This window comes from Paenarthrobacter nicotinovorans (genome assembly GCF_007670255.1).
In the GTDB taxonomy this organism is placed as follows: domain Bacteria; phylum Actinomycetota; class Actinomycetes; order Actinomycetales; family Micrococcaceae; genus Arthrobacter; species Arthrobacter nicotinovorans_B.
In genome coordinates this window covers 343,946-362,312 of the sequence record NZ_SZVS01000003.1, presented here as the reverse complement: position 1 = coordinate 362,312, position 18,367 = coordinate 343,946, and the positions used below count along the sequence as shown (strand labels likewise).

The following is an 18,367-nucleotide window of genomic DNA, read 5'->3' as shown; positions in this document are numbered from 1 at the left end:
GGACTGCGCGCAGGCGCAGCACCGTCATTGCAATTGGCGTACCACCCCAGGAGTTCTCATGGCCGGTCCTTCAGCAACCCCATCCCAGCGGGCCCTCAAAGGGTTACTGTTCCCTTTGGTGTTGGCCATGGTGGCGGCATTGCTGCCGTTGACCGCGCCGGCTGCTGTGGCGGCGGGTCCCTGTGACCCAGTAGTAAACGCCGTCGCTTGTGAGAACTCCAAACCAGGCAGCCCACCATCGGAGTGGGACATCCTTGGCGCCGGGGATGACACCATCCAGGGCTTCTCCACCGAGATCAGCGTCAACGCCGGGCAGCCCATCCGCTTCAAGATCGACACGAAAGCACCCAGCTACACCATCGCGATCTACCGCACTGGCTGGTACGGCGGCAATGGCGCCAGGAAGATCGCCGACGTCACTCCTTCAGTCCTTCGGCAAACCCAACCTGCTTGCCGCACCGACGTTACTACCGAGCTGTACGACTGCGGCACGTGGGCGGTCTCGGCAACCTGGCAGGTACCCGCCACCGCTGTTTCCGGAGTGTACATAGCCCTGCTGACGCGACCGGACACGGGCGGGCAGAGCCACATCACCTTCATCGTCCGCAATGACGGCAACCGCTCGTCAGTGGTTTTCCAAACGGCGGATCAGACCTGGCAGGCCTACAACACCTATGGCGGCGCCGACTTCTATCAGGGCTCCGTCAACGGACGGGCCTACAAGGTCAGCTACAACCGCCCGGTGAATACCCGTGGAGGCATCGGGGGCAGGGACTTCTACTTCGCCAACGAATACCCCATGGTGAGGTTCCTGGAGCAAAACGGCTATGACGTCAGTTACATCAGCGGCCTGGATGCCGACCGAAGTGGCGCTGAACTGCTGAACCACAAAGTATTTCTTTCCGTCGGACACGACGAATACTGGTCCGGCCCGCAGAGGGCCAACGTAACTGCGGCCCGCGACGCGGGCGTCAACCTGCAGTTCCTCTCGGGCAACGAGATGTACTGGCGTACGCGGTTCGAGCCCTCCTCCGTGGACGGCGCCGCGGGCCGCACTTTGACCTGCTACAAGGAGACCTGGAGCAACGGAAAGATCGACCCCACCAGCCAATGGACCGGCACGTGGAGGGACCCGCGCTACGCCTCCCAGGCCAATGGCGGAGGCCTGCCTGAAAACGGTCTGACGGGCACGGCGTATATGTCCAACTACACTGACTTGCCCGTGACTGTTTCCGCCGCCGAAGGTAAGTCGAGGCTGTGGCGGAATACCTCCCTGGCTTCGCTGCCGGCGGGCTCGACTGCCGCCCTGGCACCCCACACTGTGGGCTACGAATCCGATGAAGACCTCGATAACGGTTTCCGGCCGTCAGGCCTGATCCAGCTTTCCACGACAGTGGGCAGCGTCAGTGAGTACCTTCAGGATTACGGGAACACCGTTAAGCCCGGGACTACCACCCACCACGTCACCCTGTACCGGGCGGCAAGCGGCGCCCTGGTCTTCTCTGCGGGGAGCGTCCAGTGGACGTGGGGTCTGGACCAGGAACACGACGGCGACGGCGCCGCGGCCGACGTGCGCATGCGGCAGGCGCAGATCAACCTGTTCGCCGATATGGGCGTACAACCGGCAACCTTGGCATCAGGCCTTGTGGCTGCAAGCGCGAGCACGGACGTGACCGGCCCCACCGTTTCCATCACGGCTCCGGCCAATGCCGCAACCATTGCCCATGGGGCGTCCGTGACCGTCACTGGAACGGCAACGGACAGCGGCGGCGTAGTAGCCGGCGTCGAAGTTTCCACCGACGGTGGCACCACCTGGCATCCGGCCCAAGGCAAGGGCACCTGGACCTACAGCTACATCCAGAAGGGCTTGGACACAGCCACGATTCAGGTACGGGCTGTGGACGACAGCGCCAATATCGGAGCGGTGGCCACCAGGAACCTGACCCTCAATGGCCCATACAGCGTGTTCGGTCAAACGGTGCCTTCAACGATTGATTCCGGGGACGGCGGCGCCTACGAGATGGGGCTGCGATTCACTCCCTCGGTGAATGGCTTCATCACCGGGGTCCGCTTCTACAAGAGCACGGCGAACACCGGAACCCACATCGGGTCCCTGTGGAGCTCGACTGGTACCCGCCTGGCAACCGCAACCTTCGCCAACGAAACCGCCTCGGGTTGGCAAAGCGTGCTCTTCAGCCAGCCGGTAGCAGTTTCCGCAGGGCAGAAGTACACGGTCTCCTACTGGGCGCCCAAGGGACACTACGCTACGAAGGACTACCAATGGGCGAGTTTTGGGTTCAATGACCCACCCCTGAAGGTTGTCGGTGGTTTCGGAGCCGAACCTGCGGGTGTCTACAACACCTCGCAAGGCTTCCCAACCACCAGCTTCAACGGCGGCAACTACTTTGTCGATGCCCTCTTCAGCACCGTCGATACCTCCCCGCTGACGGTTAATGGGCAGTCTCCCATCCCGTCGTCGTCGTCCGTGGCTGTGACCACCAAGGTGAGCGCCTCGTTCTCCAAGCCCGTCACTGCGGCCAGCGTCCAGCTTTCCCTTAAGTCTTCAGCTGGACCTGTAGCGGGAACCACGAGCTACGACGCGACCACTCGGAAGGCCACGTTCACACCGACCTCCCAGTTGGCCTACAGCACTGTTTACACGGCAACGTTGGCCGGCACCGACAGCACCGGAGGCCAGGTAACGTCCGGCGGTACGTGGACATTCACTACCGCGGCCACGGCTTCGGTCCCGGGTTCGTGCCCCTGCAGCCTCTATGACGACACCGTGACACCGGGCATCGCGGAAATCCAGGATGGAGTGCCGCTGACTTTGGGCGTCCGCTTCACCAGTGTCTCCGCCGGGCAGGTCACCGGTGTCCGCTTCTACAAGTCGGCCGGAAATACGGGGACACACACTGGCGCCCTTTACACCGCAGGCGGGCAACAGCTGGCAACGGTAACATTCGCCAACGAAAGCAGCTCCGGGTGGCAGACGGCGATGTTCAGCCAACCGGTCCAAATGGCAGCCAATACTGAGTACATTGCAAGCTACAAGTCGCTTACAGGGGCGTACTCGGCAACCACCAACGGCTTTGGATCAGGCATGAGCGTGGGGCCGCTGCGGACAGTTTCCGACGCGGGAGCCTATTCCTACAGTGGAGACTTCCCTGCCTCAAGGTCCACCGCCAGCTACCTCGTGGACGTAGTGGTGGTGATCTCCGCTCCTCCGTTCACCGTCGGCAGCCAGTCCCCCGTTCCGAACGCATCGAGCGTCCCGGTCAACACCACGGTCAGTGCGGTTCTTTCAGAAGCAGCAGTTGCCTCGAGCGTCGGGCTGACCCTGAAGACCGCGGCCGGCGCTGCGGTTGCCGGAACCACCACGTATGACACAACCACGCGCAAGGTCACCTTCACTCCGGCGGCTGCCCTGGCGGCGGCTACGTCGTACACAGCCACGGTGACGGCGACGGCGTCGTCCGGACAACCGATGTCATCCGGCGGTACGTGGCAGTTCACCACGGTCCAGCCCGCGGGTACACCCGGTTCGTGCCCCTGCACGCTGTACGACGACTCGGTGACTCCAACCACCCAAGAAGTCAATGATGGCGTGCCGTTGACCTTGGGCGTCAGGTTCACCAGCGACACTGCCGGACAAGTGACGGGCGTGCGCTTCTACAAGTCGGTCGGCAATACCGGCACCCACACCGGGTACCTGTACACGGTGGGCGGCCAGGTCCTGGCGACAGTGACGTTCTCCAACGAATCCAGCACCGGGTGGCAAACGGCTACGTTCAGCCAGCCGGTGAACATTCAAGCCGACACAGAGTACATAGCCGCCTACAAGACCACCACCGGTAAGTATTCCTACACTGCTGGAGGCTTCGGCGATGGCTTCACCCGGGGACCCTTGAAGACCCAACCCGATTCCGGGGCTTACTCCTATAGCAGCGACTTCCCGAACACGGCGTCGACTGCCAGCTACCTGGTGGATCTGGTCTTCACGGTGGCGGTCCCACCGCTGACCGTTACCTCGCAGGTGCCCGCTCCGGGAGCCACAGCCATTCCTACCGACGTGAAGCCCTCGATTACGTTCTCTACTGCCATCAATCCGGGCGCAACGTTCACGTTGACTGCGAACGGCTCGTCGGTGGCAGGAACGGCGGCATTGTCAGCTGACGCGCGCACCATCACGTTCACTCCGGCCGCGGCCCTGCCTGCCAGCACGCAGATAACGGTCAACGTTTCGGCCGTGGCAACTCCCCAGGGGCAAACCCTGCCCCCGACCACCTGGCAATTCACCACAGCAGCGGCAGCTGTCCAGCAATCGACCATTTTTGGCTCGCTGCTTCCCCAGGTGGCATCCAACTCCGATTCGCTGTCAGTCGAGCTGGGGACTGCCTTCACCGTGTCCCAAGCGGGAAATGTCACTGGGATCCGGTTCTACAAAGGAACCGGAAACACCGGTACGCACGTAGGTTCGCTCTGGAATGCCGCAGGTACCCGGCTGGCGCAGGTGACATTCACCAACGAAACGAGCACCGGCTGGCAGACGGCCACCCTCGGCACCCCCGTGGCGTTGTCCGTCGGCCAAACGTACGTGGTTTCCTACCGAGCGCCGAATGGCCATTACTCCTCCACTCCGGGGTTCTTCAACCAAACATGGACCAGCGGAGTGTTCACGGCATCGGGACCGAATAACGGCCGCTATCGGTACGGCTCGGGCGGCGTCATGCCGACGAACTCCTGGAACGCCACGAACTACTTCGTGGACGTGGTGTACTCCACCAGCGCTCCAGCCCAGCAGGCGGCGGCCACGTCTCCCTCCACCGCGGCCACTCCGACGGCGACAGCGACGCCAACAGCAACTGCAGCAGCAACAACGACGTCAACAGCTACTCCGACGCCGAGTCCGTCTCCCAGCCCGACGCAGTCAGGCGGACTCGTGTGCGGGGTGCTCCGGCTCTGCTGACCTCCCGGTCACAGGACGGGCGGTTGGCCCGCATGGACATCGTTTACCGAACAACACTGGGCGACCAAGCATGGGCAATGAACATGCTTGGCTGTGCCCCGGGCTCGGTGCCCAGCTTCCAGATGTTGCTGTCGCCATCGGTGGTCTCGTCGGGCAGCCCGTACAAAAGGCTCTGGTTATCCAGCCATTCGATCTGATCATCGACACTGCGCTTTTCAGCGAGGACATTTTCGCGTCCCGTAGCGAGGTCAAGAACGGCGACCTTCCAATGTGCTGCCAGCGCACCGCCGTCGTTCTTCTTGTACGCGATCCGGGTGCCGTCCGGTGAGATGGAGGGGCATTCGACGTTGTCATGGACAGCGGTCAGCGTCTTCGCGGACAAGCTCCCCCGCACCAGCCAGATGCGTCCGGAGGAGGCCGCTGTGGCATAGAAGGCGTCGGGCTGGCCCGGGACGAAGGTCACACCCCAAATGTTCCGGTCGGTGGCCTGGAGCCGCTCCCCGTTGACAAGCAGGGCGAAATCCTCGAGGTTGCCTGACGACGTGCCCCCGGGGATGGTGATTTCCGTGGCGGTGGAAAAGCCCGCCGTGGCATAAGAGTGGCCCGTGACGAACACGGTGGTGGCAATCCTGGAACCATCGGGAGTTACCCTGGTCCTGCTGGGTATCCCGGGCAGCGGCCAGGCCCTTTGCTGCTCCCAGGTGCTGTTGAAAAGCCGGGCTTCAAAGGAAGTGACCAGCCCTCTGTTGGTTCGCAGGCACACGACGCTCTCCATGGAGCCATATACGCGATCACACTCCTGGTCGCTGATGGCCCGGGTGCCGTCAGGGGCTGACAATGAGACCGTTGCGGCATGTCCGTATCCCTGTCCGGTTGCCGTGTTCCGGAAGAGCACAAACGGAGTCCGTGGAAGCTGACCGCCCTCCGAGGTTCCCACGGAAGAGGCCGCCGTCCGGCTCTCTTCGAAGCGTTGGTACGCTCCCACGGCATAAATTCCAGCAGCAACCAGGACCACTATCGTGACCGCCAGGAGGGCGCCCCACCGCGCCTTGCCTTCGGCGGGCTGATCCTTCATACGGCGTCGTCCACATCGACAGGGGCTGCACTGCGGGCACCTCGGAGGATGAAGAACACCGCCACAATCACACAGGCCAGCAGTACCCCTGCCACTACCATCGCCGTGGAAGCACCCACCGCGTACCACAACACGCCGAAGCCGGCGGAGGCGGCCATCCGGCTCAGGGCGACCACGGTTTGCGCGGAGGCGATCCCCGTCGCGAGCTTCCCCGACGGCGTCAGCTGACTGGCGAGCGCGGCAAGCACCCCATCAGTGCCTGCGTAGAAAGCCCCCAGCAGGACCAAGCAGGCCGCTGTTGCCCACAGCCCCCCGAAGGGTGCCGCCGCCAACAAGTAGGTGGCCAGCAACGCACCATGCCCCGCCAAGAAAACCGGGATCTTGCCTACCTTGTCCGCCAACCTTCCCAGCGGGATGGCCAAAGCGAGGAACACCACATTGGTCCCGACGAACAGCAGCGGAAACCACTGGACGGCGAACGAATCCCTGTCCTGCAACACCAGATAGATGAACCCGTCGCCAATGGTCACCAGGCCCAGAAGCCCCGCGGCGATGAGCAACCTGCCCAAGCCCGGTTCCCTGAGATGGCTCCAGGAGAAGGCGAAAAGCCGACGCCCCTCCCGGACCCCCGCCCCCTTTAGTGCCCGCGCCTGGACATCGGGGACTACCAAGGCGAGGACGGCGACACCGATCACCGCAAAGGCCAGAGACACTACGAAAACCGTGCTGAAGCCATTGGGAATCAGCAACAGCACAACGAAGGCGATCAAAGGCCCAGCTGCCGCTCCAATATTGTCGAGCATCCGGTGCACGCCGAAGGACCTGGCCAGATGCTCGGGTTGCGCCGACGTGGAAATGAGCGCGTCGCGGGGCGCCGTCCGGATACCTTTTCCGATGCGGTCACCGGTCACAATGGCCGCAATGGCCCAAAAACCTCCGGCGAACAGGAAACCGATCCTGGCAACCATGGACAGTCCGTAACCGGCCAGGGCTATGCGCTTGGGATGGCCGCTGCGGTCCGATGCCCATCCTGCAGCGATCCGGACGATGGCACTGGCACCTTGGTTGATGCCATCAATAAAGCCGAAGGCGATGGTCGACAGGCCCAGGAAACCCGTCACGTACAAGGGCAGGATCGCCGACACCGATTCCGAGGACACATCCGTGACCATGCTGACAATGCCGAGCCACAGGATGACCGGAGACAAGCGGAACGGCACCTCGGTTGATAGTGCCGTTCCTGTCCTCTGTGGCTTGTCCCGTTTGCCGCCGCTGCGGTCCGAAAGGGAAATGTACATGGGTACCTCAGTCCGCGCTCGTGTGCAGGCTGCCCAAAAGCTGGAAGCGCGAGCTGCCCGTTCCCGTGGTCGATACCGAAACCGTTACTGTATCCGTGCCCCGCACGAACCGGGCGGCCATCGCCCCCTCGCCGGCGGGCGCATCTTCGGTCCAGAATCCATGGGAGACCAAGGAGTCGCGGAAGGACCCCAATACTTCCGCACGGGGCTTGTCAATGATGCCGTCGGCAGCAACCTGGAGGACGTTTCCTGAGGTCGACACCGAGGTCGAGCCAATGGTTGTTCCGGCAGGCAGTGTCAGGACTCCTGCGGGCCATCCGTCCACCACTTGACCGGACGCCGTACCGGGCTCCGGCAAGGCTCCGGTGATCAGCGGAGCGGGAGGCGTCGGCTCGGGCAGACCTGTGGGGGTTGCTGTGACAGGCGGCAGGACTTCCAGTGCCTGGCCGCCGGAGGGGGACGCGCCGCCGTCGCCACCGCCGTCAGTGCTTCCGCCCGATGAGCCGCCCGACGGCGAACTTCCGGAGGTGGGTGCCTCGGCGCCTTGGGAGGTGGTGCCCGATGGAGCGCTGGACCCGGATCCCGGGCTATGGCTTGAAGCCGGCGATGACGTACTTTGCGCGATAGGTCCCGGCTTCGCAGCCAACTGGTCAAAGAGAAGTGCGACGGCGGCAATCAGCACAGCCAGGCATACGCCCGCGATGACCAGCCGTCGCGCCATCATGGCGTTCCCGCAAAAACGTTGTGCCGCGCCGAGCGTTTCATGGGGACAGTCTGCCACCCGCACCGGAAATCCGGAACAGTTTTGGACCTACCAGCGGCCATTCCTTGGGCGTGGCTGACACGTGGGGCAGAAGTAGCTCGAGCGGTTCATGAATTGCTCCCGTTTGATGACGCTTTGGAGGCCCGACTCCGCACATCGGGTGCAGTATTCACCGGCCCGCCCATAGGCGTTGAGGGAACGGGCAAAGTATCCGGAATCGCCGTTGACGTTGACGTACAGCGAATCGAAGCTGGTGCCACCGGCCGCCAAAGCAGCCTCCATGACGTCCCTCACTGCAGTGATGAGCCGCTGTGCGTCTGCCCGGCGCAAAGTATCGGTAGCCCGCGCATAGTGGAGCTTTGCCTGCCACAGTGCTTCGTCGGCGTAGATGTTGCCGATCCCGGAGATCAGCCCTTGGTCGAGGAGCGCCCGTTTGAGTCCGGTCTTCCGCTTTTTGATCTTCCGGTAGAAGTCGTCGAGGGAGAAATGCGGGTCCAACGGGTCCCGGGCGATGTGCGAGGCTTCTTCGGCTATCTCGGGCAGCGGTGTCTCGCCGAGGCCGCCTGGTCCGGCGTCTGGAGTGGGCACGAGCGAAGTGACAAAGAGCCCGCCGAAAATCCGCTGGTCCACGAACCGCAGTTGCTCCGGCATGCCGTCCACCGGGCTCAAAGTGATCCTGACTTTGAGGTGCTTTTCATCCGGCACCTCCGGGTCCTGCATCAGCAGTTGCCCGCTCATCCCCAGGTGCGCCATCAACGCCACCTTCGGCAACTCTTCACCGGTTATCGTGGGCGCGCTGTCCTGGAAGCCGTTCATGGACAGCGGCATCCAAAGGAACTTACCGCGCCGGACGACGTCGAGGACGGTAGCGTGCTCGAGGTTCCCCATGAAGTCTTCGGTGCCCAAGGCGTGGCGCCGGATCGAACGCGGGTCAAGTACTTCGACACCCGTTATGGTCCGCCCGCGAACCCACTTGGCCAGTCCGCGACGGACCACTTCTACTTCGGGAAGCTCAGGCATGGAGGCTCAAGCGGAGGCGGGACCGGCAGGAGCAGAGTCCAGGGCAGTCAGGGCGCGCCAGGCGTCCGCTGCCGCTTCCTGTTCAGCTTCCTTCTTTGAGTGTCCGGAACCGCGTCCATAGGGTGTTCCGCCGATGTTCAGGACAGCTTCGAAGGTCCGCGCATGGTCAGGTCCGGAGCCTTCCACCGCGTAGTGGATGGCACCCAGCTGCCGGCTGGCGGTGAGTTCCTGGATGCTTGTCTTCCAGTCGGTTCCTGCTCCGAGGGCGCCTGCGTCCTTCAGGAGCGGGCCCACCAGGCGCATCACCAGCTGGCGCGCTGTCTCGATGTCGTTGGACAGATAGGTCGCACCGATCAGTGCTTCCATGGTGTCAGCCAGGATGGAGGCCTTGTTCTTGCCATCGGTGAGCTTTTCGCCCTGCCCGAGGTAGATAAACTCGCCGATACCGATCTCCCGGCCGATTCCGGCCAGGGCGCGCGTACTGACGACGGCGGAGCGCCGCTTGGCGAGCTCGCCCTCGGGCAGTTCGGGGTTCTCACGGTAGAGGGAATCGGTCACGGAGAAACCCAGGATGGAGTCGCCGAGGAACTCGAGGCGCTCGTTGGTGGGGATCCCGCCGTTCTCATACGCGTATGAGCGATGTGTGAGAGCAAGACGAAGCGTCTCGGTGTCAATCCAGACACCGAGACGCTTCAGAAGCTCTTCAGTTGAAGACATCCTTTGTCAGCCTCTACGGCAGATTAGGCGTCTGCGACCTTGCGGCCCTTGTATTCAAGGAACAGCGCGGTGCCGGCAGAGTCGGTAACGACCTTTGCCTGGTGCGGCAGGCTGTAGGTAACCTGGCCGTTTTCGATGGTCTTGACCAGGTTGGGGGCAGTTGCCTTCCACTGGGCACGGCGGGCGCGTGTATTTGCGCGAGACATTTTCCGCTTGGGAACAGCCACGGCTATCTCATTTCTCTCTTAGACGAACACTTACTAATCGGTTTGCCGGTCAGTCTTAGCCAGATCAGCTAGGGCAGCCCAGCGAGGGTCAATGACCTCGTGGTGGTGCCCCGGCTCGTCTTCCAGACGCACTCCACATTCGGAGCACAGACCCTGGCAGTCTTCCCGGCACACCGGCTGGAACGGCAGCATGGTGACAACTGCGTCCCGCAACACCGGCTCAAGATCGATCAGATCGTACTCGACTCGACGTTGCTCTTCATCGTCTTCTTCGGCGGAAAGCTCAGCGCCTTCGTAGAAGAAAAGTTCTTGCACATTGACCTCAAGGTCATACGCAAGGGGATCCAGGCATCGACCGCATTCGCCGGTTACTTCGACGACCGCGGATCCGGATACCAGAATTCCTTCGTGTACGGCCTCAAGACGAAGATCGAGCTCGATATCCGAGCCTTCCTTTACGCCAATGAGCGCCACACCAAGGTCACTTGGTGCAGGTACATGCTCGTTGAGTGTCCGCATGGTCCCCGGACTGCGTCCGAGGTCCTTGACCAACAGCGCCAAGGGCGAACTTGCATCTCGCTTAATGAGAACTCCTGTAGAACATATGACCGACGTACCATCTTAGCCTGATCACGCGTGAGGACTCAAACCGGCGCCAAGCGCGCGGAGAAGCACGCTGATTCCGGAATGGGTAACTCTGCGTGAAGCCGCAGGTACCCCACAAGACTACCCTTTGCGGGGAGGTTCGCTGGGCGACTCGCCTGCAAGGAGCCTCTTCAACACCGACTTGGGTACGAAGTCGGAGATGTCGCCCCCGAGGACGTTGACTTCCTTGATCAGGGTTGACGACAGGTGCACATAATGCGCTTCGGCGGGCAGAAAGACCGTTTCGACGCCGGTCAACTGTCGGTTCATGGTGGCCATCGGCAACTCGTAGTCGAAATCCGAGGAGGAGCGCAGGCCCTTGACGATCGCCGAGATGCCCCTGCGTCGGCAGTACTCGGCCAGCAGGCCTTCTCCCATGGGCTCAACGATGATGCCACGCAGGGAAGCCAGCGTCTCGCGAGCCATCTCCATGCGCTCTTCGAGGCCGAACCTGTACTTCTTGGCGTAGTTGGTGGACACGGCAACGATGACTTCGTCAAACAGGCCGGCGGCCCGGGCAATGACTTCGAGGTGTCCGTTGTGGATGGGGTCAAAGGATCCAGGGCATACCGCGCGTCTCATGAGACGAACCTACCCCATCGCTTCACCGGGATACCATGGCTCCCATGGCATCAGCAGGCAGCAGCACCCCCTTCTCCGGAACAACCACCGGGGCTCCGGCCCCCTGGAAACGTGCTGCGCTTGGAGCCAATTTGTTGTCGCCCGACGGCGGCCTGGGCGTCACCATCTTCGAGGAGATGACAACGTTGGCCATGTCCACCGGCGCCATCAACCTGGGGCAGGGATTCCCCGACGAGGACGGTCCGGCCGAGATCAAAGCCGCTGCGCAGGCTGCCATCGCAGACGGCGCCAACCAATACGCACCCGGTAAAGGTATTGCCGCCCTACGGGAAGCTGTCTCCGCGCATCAGCAGCGCTTCTACGCCCTTGACCCCGATCCCGAGACCGAAGTTCTGGTCACCACAGGGGCAACCGAGGCCATCGCTGCCGCGCTGCTGGCCTTCGTCCAACCCGGCGACGAAGTCCTGACCTTCGAGCCTTTCTACGATTCTTATGGGGCCATCATCGGGATGGCCGGCGCCAAGCACGTGACCGCTCCCCTGCTGGCACCGGACTTCCTGCCCGACCCCGCGACGCTGGAAGCGTCCTTCAGCAACAGGACGAAAATTGTCCTCCTCAACAACCCCCACAACCCCACGGGAGCAGTCTTTCCGGAGAGAGTGCTCACGAGGATCGTGGAGCTTGCCGCCAAATACGGCGCCATCATCGTCAGTGACGAAGTGTATGAGCACCTCACCTTCGGAGTGGCGCACATCCCGGTGACCTCCCTCCCCGGTGCCGCTGAACGGACCATCACCATCTCCTCGGCCGGTAAGACTTTCTCGTTCACAGGCTGGAAGATCGGCTGGCTCACCGGACCGGCGCACTTGGTGGCCGCAGTCCGCACGGTGAAGCAATTCCTCACCTACAGCTCCGGCACGCCTTTCCAAGGCGCGATCGCTGTTGGACTGGGACTCCCTGACGCTTTCTATCAAGGCATTGCCGATACCCTCCGCCATAAACGCGACATACTCGCCGAGGGTCTTCGTGCCGCCGGCTTCGGGGTCTACAACCCCAGCGGCACGTACTTCATCAATGTCGACACCGCACCCCTGGGCATCCAGGACTCCGTTGATCTTGCACGGCGTCTGCCTGGCCTCGTGGGTGTGGCCGCTATCCCCGTCCCGGTCTTCTGCCATCCGGAAGGTGCGGAACGCACCCGAAGCCTGCTGCGCTTCGCCTTCTGCAAGAAGATCGACGTCCTTGAAGAAGCAGCTGGGCGACTTGCCAGCTTGAAGGACCGGCTGTGAGGCCAAAGGACCGGGGTCATGCCGAGCGCTTCCTGAGAACCACCGGCCAGCACGCCACCATCGAACCGGATGAGTTGGTTGAGGGCAGCTTCATCCTGAGCATCGGCGGCGCCGAACAGTCGCACGTGAACCTGGCAGCGCCGGAGGAGATCTTCTACGAGTACCTTCGCAGGATCGGGTCGCTGGTGGATCTGGCCGCCCCTCCCGGACAAGCCATCCGGGCCCTTCATCTGGGCGCAGGAGCGCTCACCCTGGCACGTTACATCCAGGCCACCCGCCCGGGCTCGGAACAGTACGCAGTTGAACTGGAACGTGAACTCCTGGACTTCGTCCTCCAAAAACTGCCCCTGCCCGAAGGCACCAGGTTGACCACCCATATTGGCGACGCACGTGCCGCCTTGGCTGAGCTGCCCGCAGAGGTGGGATTCGACGTCGTGATCCTTGACATCTTCTCCGGGCCCGAGGCTCCTGCCCATATCGCGTGCCGTGACTTCTACGAAGAAGCCGCCGCACGGCTGGCTCCTGACGGCGTCCTGATAGTGAACGTCGGAGACGAGCCTGCGCTGACGCTGGTCCGCAGCCAGGTCTCGGCCCTTCGGGCGGCCATGGAGGACGTCGCTGCTTTTGCGGAAACCGGGATGTTCGCGGGCCGTTATCCGGGCAACATTATTTTGGCAGGCACCCGGACGCCATGGCCTGCGGAGTGGACAGCCGAGCTGCTGGCCAAGGGGCCGCACCCTGCCACCGTCCTCCACGGCGTGGACCTGGACCAGATTACGGGCTGACTCAGGCAGGTTCGGCGAACCACAACTTGGTCTCGCCGTATTTCTTATCAGCGAAGCTTTCCAAGGCGTCAGGCCATGCGGGTTCAGGACTGCGGGAACTCCGCTCCACCACTACCACGGCAGCATCGTCCAGGTGAGGCGCCAATTTTTCGAGCACTGCGCTCAAGGCCTGCTCGTCCAAGGGGTAGGGCGGATCGAGAAAGACCAGATCCCATACCGAAGACTCGCCTGCCCGTTCAAGGTAGGACTCCACTTTGGAGCGGTGGACGGAAACCCTCTTGGTCCCCAGGCTCTGGTTGACCAGGTCCGCATTCCGCTGGCAGACGTCGCTGGCCCGGGCATCGAACTCCACCAGGTCCACGCTGCGCGCACCCCTGCTGGCACTCTCAACGCCCAGCGAACCGGAACCGGCATAAAGGTCAAGGACCCTGGCGTCGTCGATGACCGCCAACGACTCAAGCCTCGAGAACAGCGCTTCCTTGACGCGGTCAGTGGTGGGCCGTGTCGCAGTCCCGGGAACACTTGCCAAGGGGTTTCCACCGGCAACTCCGGCGATGATCCGGCTCACTGGGCGACTCCCCGTCGACGCTGTCCTGGACTACTAACCGCGTTCAAGGAACGCCTCCTTCTCGGGATTCAAGTACTGGTCGATCGCAGCGGAAAGGGCCGGCTGGTCCTGCAAAGAAGGATCCTGGCCCACCAACGCTTGGGCATCGGCCCGCGCGCGGGCGATGATGTCCTCGTGCTCAAGGACCCGGAGCAACTTCAACGTCGAGCGCCCACCGGATTGCGAGGCACCCAGGATGTCGCCTTCACGACGAAGCTTAAGGTCCTCCTGCGATAACTCGAAACCGTCTGTGGTGGAGGCAACGGCTTCCAGCCGGCGGCGGCTCGGATGGCCAGGCTCCAGGGTAGTTACCAAGAGGCACGTGCCGGGAAGGCCGCCACGACCCACCCGCCCCCGCAGCTGGTGGAGTTGTGAAATGCCAAAGCGGTCAGCATCGAGGATGACCATCAAGGTGGCATTGTGGACGTCCACACCGACTTCGATGACCGTTGTGGAAACCAGCACCTTGGTCTGGTTGGAGGCGAACGACGCCATGGTTTCCGACTTCACCTGTGGGTCCTGCCGGCCATGAAGCGGTGCCACCGGCACGCCGCCCAGGGACGGCTCCTGCGCGAGGCTCTCGACGACGGCGGTCACCGACGCGAGCTCCCGGGCCGAACCCTCGTCCGACAACGCCGCGTCGCTTGGTTCCGCTTCGCCCGGACTGAAGTCGCCGTCGTCGTCCGATCCGATCTTGGGGCACACCACGTAGACCTGATGCCCGGCGTCGACTTCCTCCCGCGAACGCTTCCAAATTCGGTCCGCCCAGCCAGGGTTTTCCGCCAGCCCCACCACGTGGGTGGAAATGGGCGCGCGGCCGGCCGGGAGTTCATCGAGGATGGACGTCTCAAGGTCGCCGAAAACAGTCATTGCCACAGTGCGGGGAATAGGCGTTGCAGTCATCACCAACAAGTGCGGCGGCCGTTGGGCTTTTGCACGGAGGGCATCACGCTGCTCAACTCCGAAACGATGCTGCTCATCCACCACGATCAGCCCTAGATCCTGGAAACTGGTCTTGTCGCTCAGCAGTGCATGCGTACCAATGACGATTCCCGCATTACCCGAAGCAGCGTCCAGCATCGCCTGCTTCCTCGCGGCAGTAGGCATGGAACCGGTCAGAAGCGTTACCTGCACGGACTGTTGGGAGAGGTCTCCACCCAGCATGCCCGCGCCGCCAAACATGGTGTCACGCGCCAGGGTGCCGAGCGTGCGCCGAATCGAATCGAAGTGTTGGGCGGCCAGGACCTCGGTAGGGGCAAGGAGCGCAGCCTGGCCACCGGCATCGACCACCTGGAGCATGGCGCGCAGGGCAACGATGGTCTTGCCGGAACCCACCTCTCCCTGCAGGAGCCTGTTCATGGGGGTGTCGCGGCCCAGCTCTTCGGCAAGGGTCTTTCCGACGGCGGCTTGGCCGGCGGTCAGGGTAAAGGGCAGGCTCCGGTCGAAGCTGCTGAGCAGGCCATCTGCTGTGGGACGCCTGGCGGTGGCTTCTTCGGCCGCGAGTTGGGCACGCCTGCGGGCCAGGGCAGTTTGAAGGACCAAAGCTTCCTGGTAGCGGAAGCGTTCCTGCGCCCGCTGCCAATCCTTCGGCGTCTCCGGCGAGTGGATCAGCCGGTATGATTCGGCGACGCTGAGCAGCCCGTCCCTGGCAGCAATACGCTCCGGGATCGGGTCCTCCAACGCGTCGAGGTCCAGGGTTTGTAGCAGGGAGGCAACCACCTTGTGGATGGACCAGCTGGTCAGCTTCGCCGTGGCCGGGTACACCGGAATCGGCATCGCCGCGAGCTTGGCGGGGTCCACGGAGTCCTCAGCCTCCGGATCCTCGTCCAACAGGAGGAAGTCCGGATTGGTCAGGCCCAGGGCACCGCCATAACGGGTGACCTTGCCTGAAAACATCGCCCGCCGTCCGGCCAGGAGTTCAGCCTTGGCCCGGAAACCATTGAAGAAGCTGACCTTCAGTGTCCCGGGAACACCGCTCCCGCCGGCCTCATCGGTCACGACGACATCGGTGATGGAGCCCCGGCGGGCGCGCATCTGGCGGGTGCTGTTGGACACCACACGGGCTATGAGCGTGACCTCCTCATCGAGCGGCAGCTTGCTGATGGGAGTCAGTTCGCCCCGGCTCAGATAACGCCGCGGAAAGTAGTTCAGCAGGGCACCGCAGGTCTTGAGCCCCAGGTGTTTCTCGATAACCGCCGCTGACCGCTTGCCGATCCTGCGTTCGAGCGGCAATTCCAGTTCAGTAGTCATGCCGTGGCTGGTCGGTATCGTGTCGCGGCAGGGCCAGCTGGCTGACGGCGATGTCGGTGGGATCACCCAGGGAACGAATCAACTCGACGGCGGGAGCCGGGTCGGGGACGTGGACGTGGACGCGCCACCGGTAGCTGGCCTCCATCGTGGATTCCTCGTCATCAGCGTGGGCCTGCGCGCCGCCAACCTGGCTCATGATGACAGAATCGCCCATTTCATCCAGGCGTTGACGCAGGATAGCGGCATTGAGCGGGGAAAGGCTGATGGTGCACATGACCTCCACCCCGTCGTCGGCAGGCATGTGCTCATGGATGTGCGGATCCTGCAGTTTGTAGCCGTGCAAGTCGTCCAGGAGCTCGTCCTGCAGTTCCTCGCCCAGTACGGCGGATCGGAGGCAGTCCAGCACCAGCAGCATGCCCACCCCGCCGGCGTCGACCACGTGCGCCTCCTGCAACTGGACCAGCTCGTCCTCGGTGCGCAGCACTGCCTGATAGGCGGCATCCACCACGGCGTCCAGCGACAGACCCAGCGCATGGTTGCTGTCGTCGCCGTCTTGTTCAGCGTCGACCCGCTGCGCGGCATGCGCGGCGGCCTCCAGGACAGAGAGCATGGTTCCCGCCACCGGTTCGCTGAGTGCTGACCAGGCACGGATTTGGGCCCGGTTCAGCGCTGTGGCCAGAAGCGGTGCACTGAGCCTGCTCTTGCCGGCCAACGGCTCGGCTGCGGCGCACAGGAATACTGCGAACAGAGTTCCCGAGTTGCCCCTCGCCTGCTCCATGGCTGCTTGGCCGGCTTTCGAGAGCACAGCGCCGACATCATGGGCGGCGTCGGGAGCTTCCGATTCATCAAAAGCCGAAGCAGCAGCACGTACTGTGAGGTAGAGGTTGGTTCCCGTGTCTCCGTCGGCGACGGGAAAGATGTTGATCGCGTTGAGGCGGTCACTGTGGTTTCCGAGGACCACTTCCGCCTTGCCGAGCCAACGTTTCATGGCGTGCGCGTTCGCGGCGATCTTAGTCTGCAAAGTGATCCCATCCAACGGTGTCAGCAGCATGCCCGGCGATCCGGACGCCGCTGCCTGTCGGCTCGACAACGGCTTGAACTGAGCCTATCGCAGTGTAGCCCTGCGGCAGCTGAATTCCTGCTGGGAACGTGGCCAGCAACCCATGGTCCTCTCCCCCGCCCAGTACCCAGGGCATAGCGTCAAGATCCAGCAGCGCAGCCGCTGGTTCGAGCACGGCGGCATACTTTTTCAGTGCCAGGGGGTCGAAATCGAGCACGGCATTACTGGCAGCGGCGAGCCGTCCGCCGTCGCGCAGTAAACCGTCGGAGATGTCCAACATGGCGGTTGCGCCGGCCCTGGCAGCCTCCGGTCCCGCCGCCAAAGGCGGCAGAGGCCTGCATTGGCGCTCCACAAGGCCCTTGAGCTCTTCGCTGAGGCTCTCATAGGGAACATCGCTTTCAAGCAACGCCCAGCCCGCGGCCGCCCGCCCCAAGGTGCCGGCCACCGCTACGACGTCGCCCGCCATCGCGCCGGAGCGCAGCACGGGCGCGACTCCGGCAAGGGTCCCGACGACGGCGACCGTCACCGCGATTTCGCGGCCGCGTCCAAGGTCACCTCCGGCAACAGAGCAATCCGGGGCACCCAACTCAACGATGGCGGCGGTCAGTCCATCCGCAAAGGCTTCCACCCAGTCAACGGGTGTGGACGGCGGCATGGTCAGGCTGACGACGAGGGAAGAAGCACTGCCGCCCATGGCGTTGATGTCACTGAGGTTCTGTGCGGCGGCCTTCCACCCGACGTCGTACCCGGTGGTCCCGTAGCCGTTCTTCCACTGGAGCCTGAAGTCCTGGTCCTGGGTTTGCGTGTCGATGGAAATCAGGGTGCGGCCATCCGGAACGGCTACCAGGGCAGCATCATCACCGGGACCCAGCAGAACGCCGGCACTGCTGTTCAGCCGGGGAAAGATCCGGGCAAGGAGCTCGGACTCGGAAAGGTCTTGGACGGTCACTTGTTCTGCTGGCACGGCTCTACGCTACCGCGATCCCCTGACAGGATAACGACGCAGCGATGCACCGCCGGCTTCGCAGCAATGTGACCGGGGCTACCCACGCCCGTTAGGCCCGTGCGTGCGGGATAGGC

At 63.3% G+C, this 18,367-nt stretch carries 15 protein-coding genes; 3 read left to right on the top strand and 12 right to left on the bottom strand.

The genetic code is table 11. The features are described from left to right. Window positions 1-58 precede the first annotated feature (58 nt). Window positions 59-4,969 (top strand): DUF4082 domain-containing protein, encoded by a 4,911-nt coding sequence (locus FDP28_RS06975; protein ID WP_144659974.1) that lies wholly within the window; start codon window positions 59-61, stop codon window positions 4,967-4,969. Window positions 4,970-5,012: 43 nt separating this feature from the next. Here the strand turns inward: FDP28_RS06975 and FDP28_RS06970 are convergent, their stop codons facing one another. The 8 genes from FDP28_RS06970 to coaD form a co-directional block, all read right to left on the bottom strand. After that, the gene (locus FDP28_RS06970; RefSeq protein WP_144659973.1) at window positions 5,013-6,044 is read right to left on the bottom strand and encodes a PD40 domain-containing protein; all 1,032 of its coding nucleotides are present in this window, start codon (window positions 6,042-6,044) and stop codon (window positions 5,013-5,015) included. Then, window positions 6,041-7,342: an MFS transporter gene (locus tag FDP28_RS06965; protein ID WP_397321038.1), complete on the bottom strand. Its 1,302-nt coding sequence runs from the start codon at window positions 7,340-7,342 to the stop codon at window positions 6,041-6,043. Before FDP28_RS06965 ends, FDP28_RS06970 begins: the two co-directional genes overlap by 4 nt. A 7-nt stretch (window positions 7,343-7,349) precedes the next feature. After that, a complete protein-coding gene (locus tag FDP28_RS06960) occupies window positions 7,350-8,066 on the bottom strand; it encodes a hypothetical protein (RefSeq protein ID WP_144659972.1) in 717 nt (238 codons plus the stop codon). An 87-nt stretch (window positions 8,067-8,153) separates the two neighbouring features. Next, complete coding sequence (gene mutM, locus FDP28_RS06955; protein ID WP_144659971.1) at window positions 8,154-9,125, bottom strand: bifunctional DNA-formamidopyrimidine glycosylase/DNA-(apurinic or apyrimidinic site) lyase; 972 nt, start codon at window positions 9,123-9,125, stop codon at window positions 8,154-8,156. 6 nt (window positions 9,126-9,131) lie between these two features. After that, window positions 9,132-9,842 (bottom strand): ribonuclease III, encoded by a 711-nt coding sequence (gene rnc, locus FDP28_RS06950; protein WP_144659970.1) that lies wholly within the window; start codon window positions 9,840-9,842, stop codon window positions 9,132-9,134. 23 nt (window positions 9,843-9,865) lie between these two features. Next, window positions 9,866-10,069 (bottom strand): 50S ribosomal protein L32, encoded by a 204-nt coding sequence (rpmF, locus tag FDP28_RS06945; protein ID WP_011775139.1) that lies wholly within the window; start codon window positions 10,067-10,069, stop codon window positions 9,866-9,868. Window positions 10,070-10,102: 33 nt separating this feature from the next. Continuing rightward, window positions 10,103-10,630 carry a YceD family protein gene (locus FDP28_RS06940; protein ID WP_144659969.1) on the bottom strand — a complete coding sequence of 176 codons (528 nt, stop codon included), beginning with the start codon at window positions 10,628-10,630 and terminating at the stop codon, window positions 10,103-10,105. 165 nt (window positions 10,631-10,795) lie between these two features. Beyond that, window positions 10,796-11,296 carry a pantetheine-phosphate adenylyltransferase gene (gene coaD, locus FDP28_RS06935; RefSeq protein WP_144659968.1) on the bottom strand — a complete coding sequence of 167 codons (501 nt, stop codon included), beginning with the start codon at window positions 11,294-11,296 and terminating at the stop codon, window positions 10,796-10,798. A gap of 35 nt (window positions 11,297-11,331) precedes the next feature. Between coaD and FDP28_RS06930 the strand changes: the two genes are divergently transcribed. Next, on the top strand, window positions 11,332-12,585 hold the full coding sequence (locus tag FDP28_RS06930; RefSeq protein WP_144659967.1) for an aminotransferase class I/II-fold pyridoxal phosphate-dependent enzyme: 1,254 nt from the start codon (window positions 11,332-11,334) through the stop codon (window positions 12,583-12,585). Next, window positions 12,582-13,370: a spermidine synthase gene (locus FDP28_RS06925; RefSeq protein ID WP_144659966.1), complete on the top strand. Its 789-nt coding sequence runs from the start codon at window positions 12,582-12,584 to the stop codon at window positions 13,368-13,370. The genes FDP28_RS06930 and FDP28_RS06925 overlap by 4 nt, the downstream gene beginning before the upstream one ends. Window position 13,371: 1 nt before the next feature. On the opposite strand, the gene rsmD is transcribed toward FDP28_RS06925, so the two are convergent. From rsmD to thiL, 4 genes are read right to left on the bottom strand one after another with little or no spacing between them, the layout of a single operon-like run. Then, entirely contained in the window at window positions 13,372-13,938 is a 567-nt protein-coding gene (rsmD, locus tag FDP28_RS06920; protein ID WP_144659965.1) for a 16S rRNA (guanine(966)-N(2))-methyltransferase RsmD, read from the bottom strand. A gap of 33 nt (window positions 13,939-13,971) precedes the next feature. Beyond that, a complete protein-coding gene (locus FDP28_RS06915; protein WP_144659964.1) occupies window positions 13,972-16,227 on the bottom strand; it encodes an ATP-dependent DNA helicase RecG in 2,256 nt (751 codons plus the stop codon). Next, the gene (locus FDP28_RS06910) at window positions 16,217-17,215 is read right to left on the bottom strand and encodes a DAK2 domain-containing protein (protein ID WP_144660020.1); all 999 of its coding nucleotides are present in this window, start codon (window positions 17,213-17,215) and stop codon (window positions 16,217-16,219) included. The genes FDP28_RS06915 and FDP28_RS06910 overlap by 11 nt, the downstream gene beginning before the upstream one ends. A gap of 22 nt (window positions 17,216-17,237) precedes the next feature. Beyond that, entirely contained in the window at window positions 17,238-18,251 is a 1,014-nt protein-coding gene (gene thiL, locus FDP28_RS06905) for a thiamine-phosphate kinase (protein ID WP_144659963.1), read from the bottom strand. Window positions 18,252-18,367: the final 116 nt, after the last annotated feature.

Excerpts from the sequence above, each read along its gene's own strand:
- mutM (WP_144659971.1), bottom strand. The coding sequence starts at position 9,125 with ATGCCTGAGCTTCCCGAAGTAGAAGTGGTCCGTCGCGGACTGGCCAAG.
- coaD (WP_144659968.1), bottom strand. The coding sequence starts at position 11,296 with ATGAGACGCGCGGTATGCCCTGGATCCTTTGACCCCATCCACAACGGA.
- FDP28_RS06930 (WP_144659967.1), top strand. The coding sequence starts at position 11,332 with ATGGCTCCCATGGCATCAGCAGGCAGCAGCACCCCCTTCTCCGGAACA.
- FDP28_RS06970 (WP_144659973.1), bottom strand. The coding sequence starts at position 6,044 with ATGAAGGATCAGCCCGCCGAAGGCAAGGCGCGGTGGGGCGCCCTCCTG.
- FDP28_RS06965 (WP_397321038.1), bottom strand. The coding sequence starts at position 7,342 with ATGTACATTTCCCTTTCGGACCGCAGCGGCGGCAAACGGGACAAGCCA.
- FDP28_RS06975 (WP_144659974.1), top strand. The coding sequence starts at position 59 with ATGGCCGGTCCTTCAGCAACCCCATCCCAGCGGGCCCTCAAAGGGTTA.
- FDP28_RS06910 (WP_144660020.1), bottom strand. The coding sequence starts at position 17,215 with ATGAAACGTTGGCTCGGCAAGGCGGAAGTGGTCCTCGGAAACCACAGT.
- rnc (WP_144659970.1), bottom strand. The coding sequence starts at position 9,842 with ATGTCTTCAACTGAAGAGCTTCTGAAGCGTCTCGGTGTCTGGATTGAC.
- FDP28_RS06960 (WP_144659972.1), bottom strand. The coding sequence starts at position 8,066 with ATGATGGCGCGACGGCTGGTCATCGCGGGCGTATGCCTGGCTGTGCTG.
- FDP28_RS06915 (WP_144659964.1), bottom strand. The coding sequence starts at position 16,227 with ATGACTACTGAACTGGAATTGCCGCTCGAACGCAGGATCGGCAAGCGG.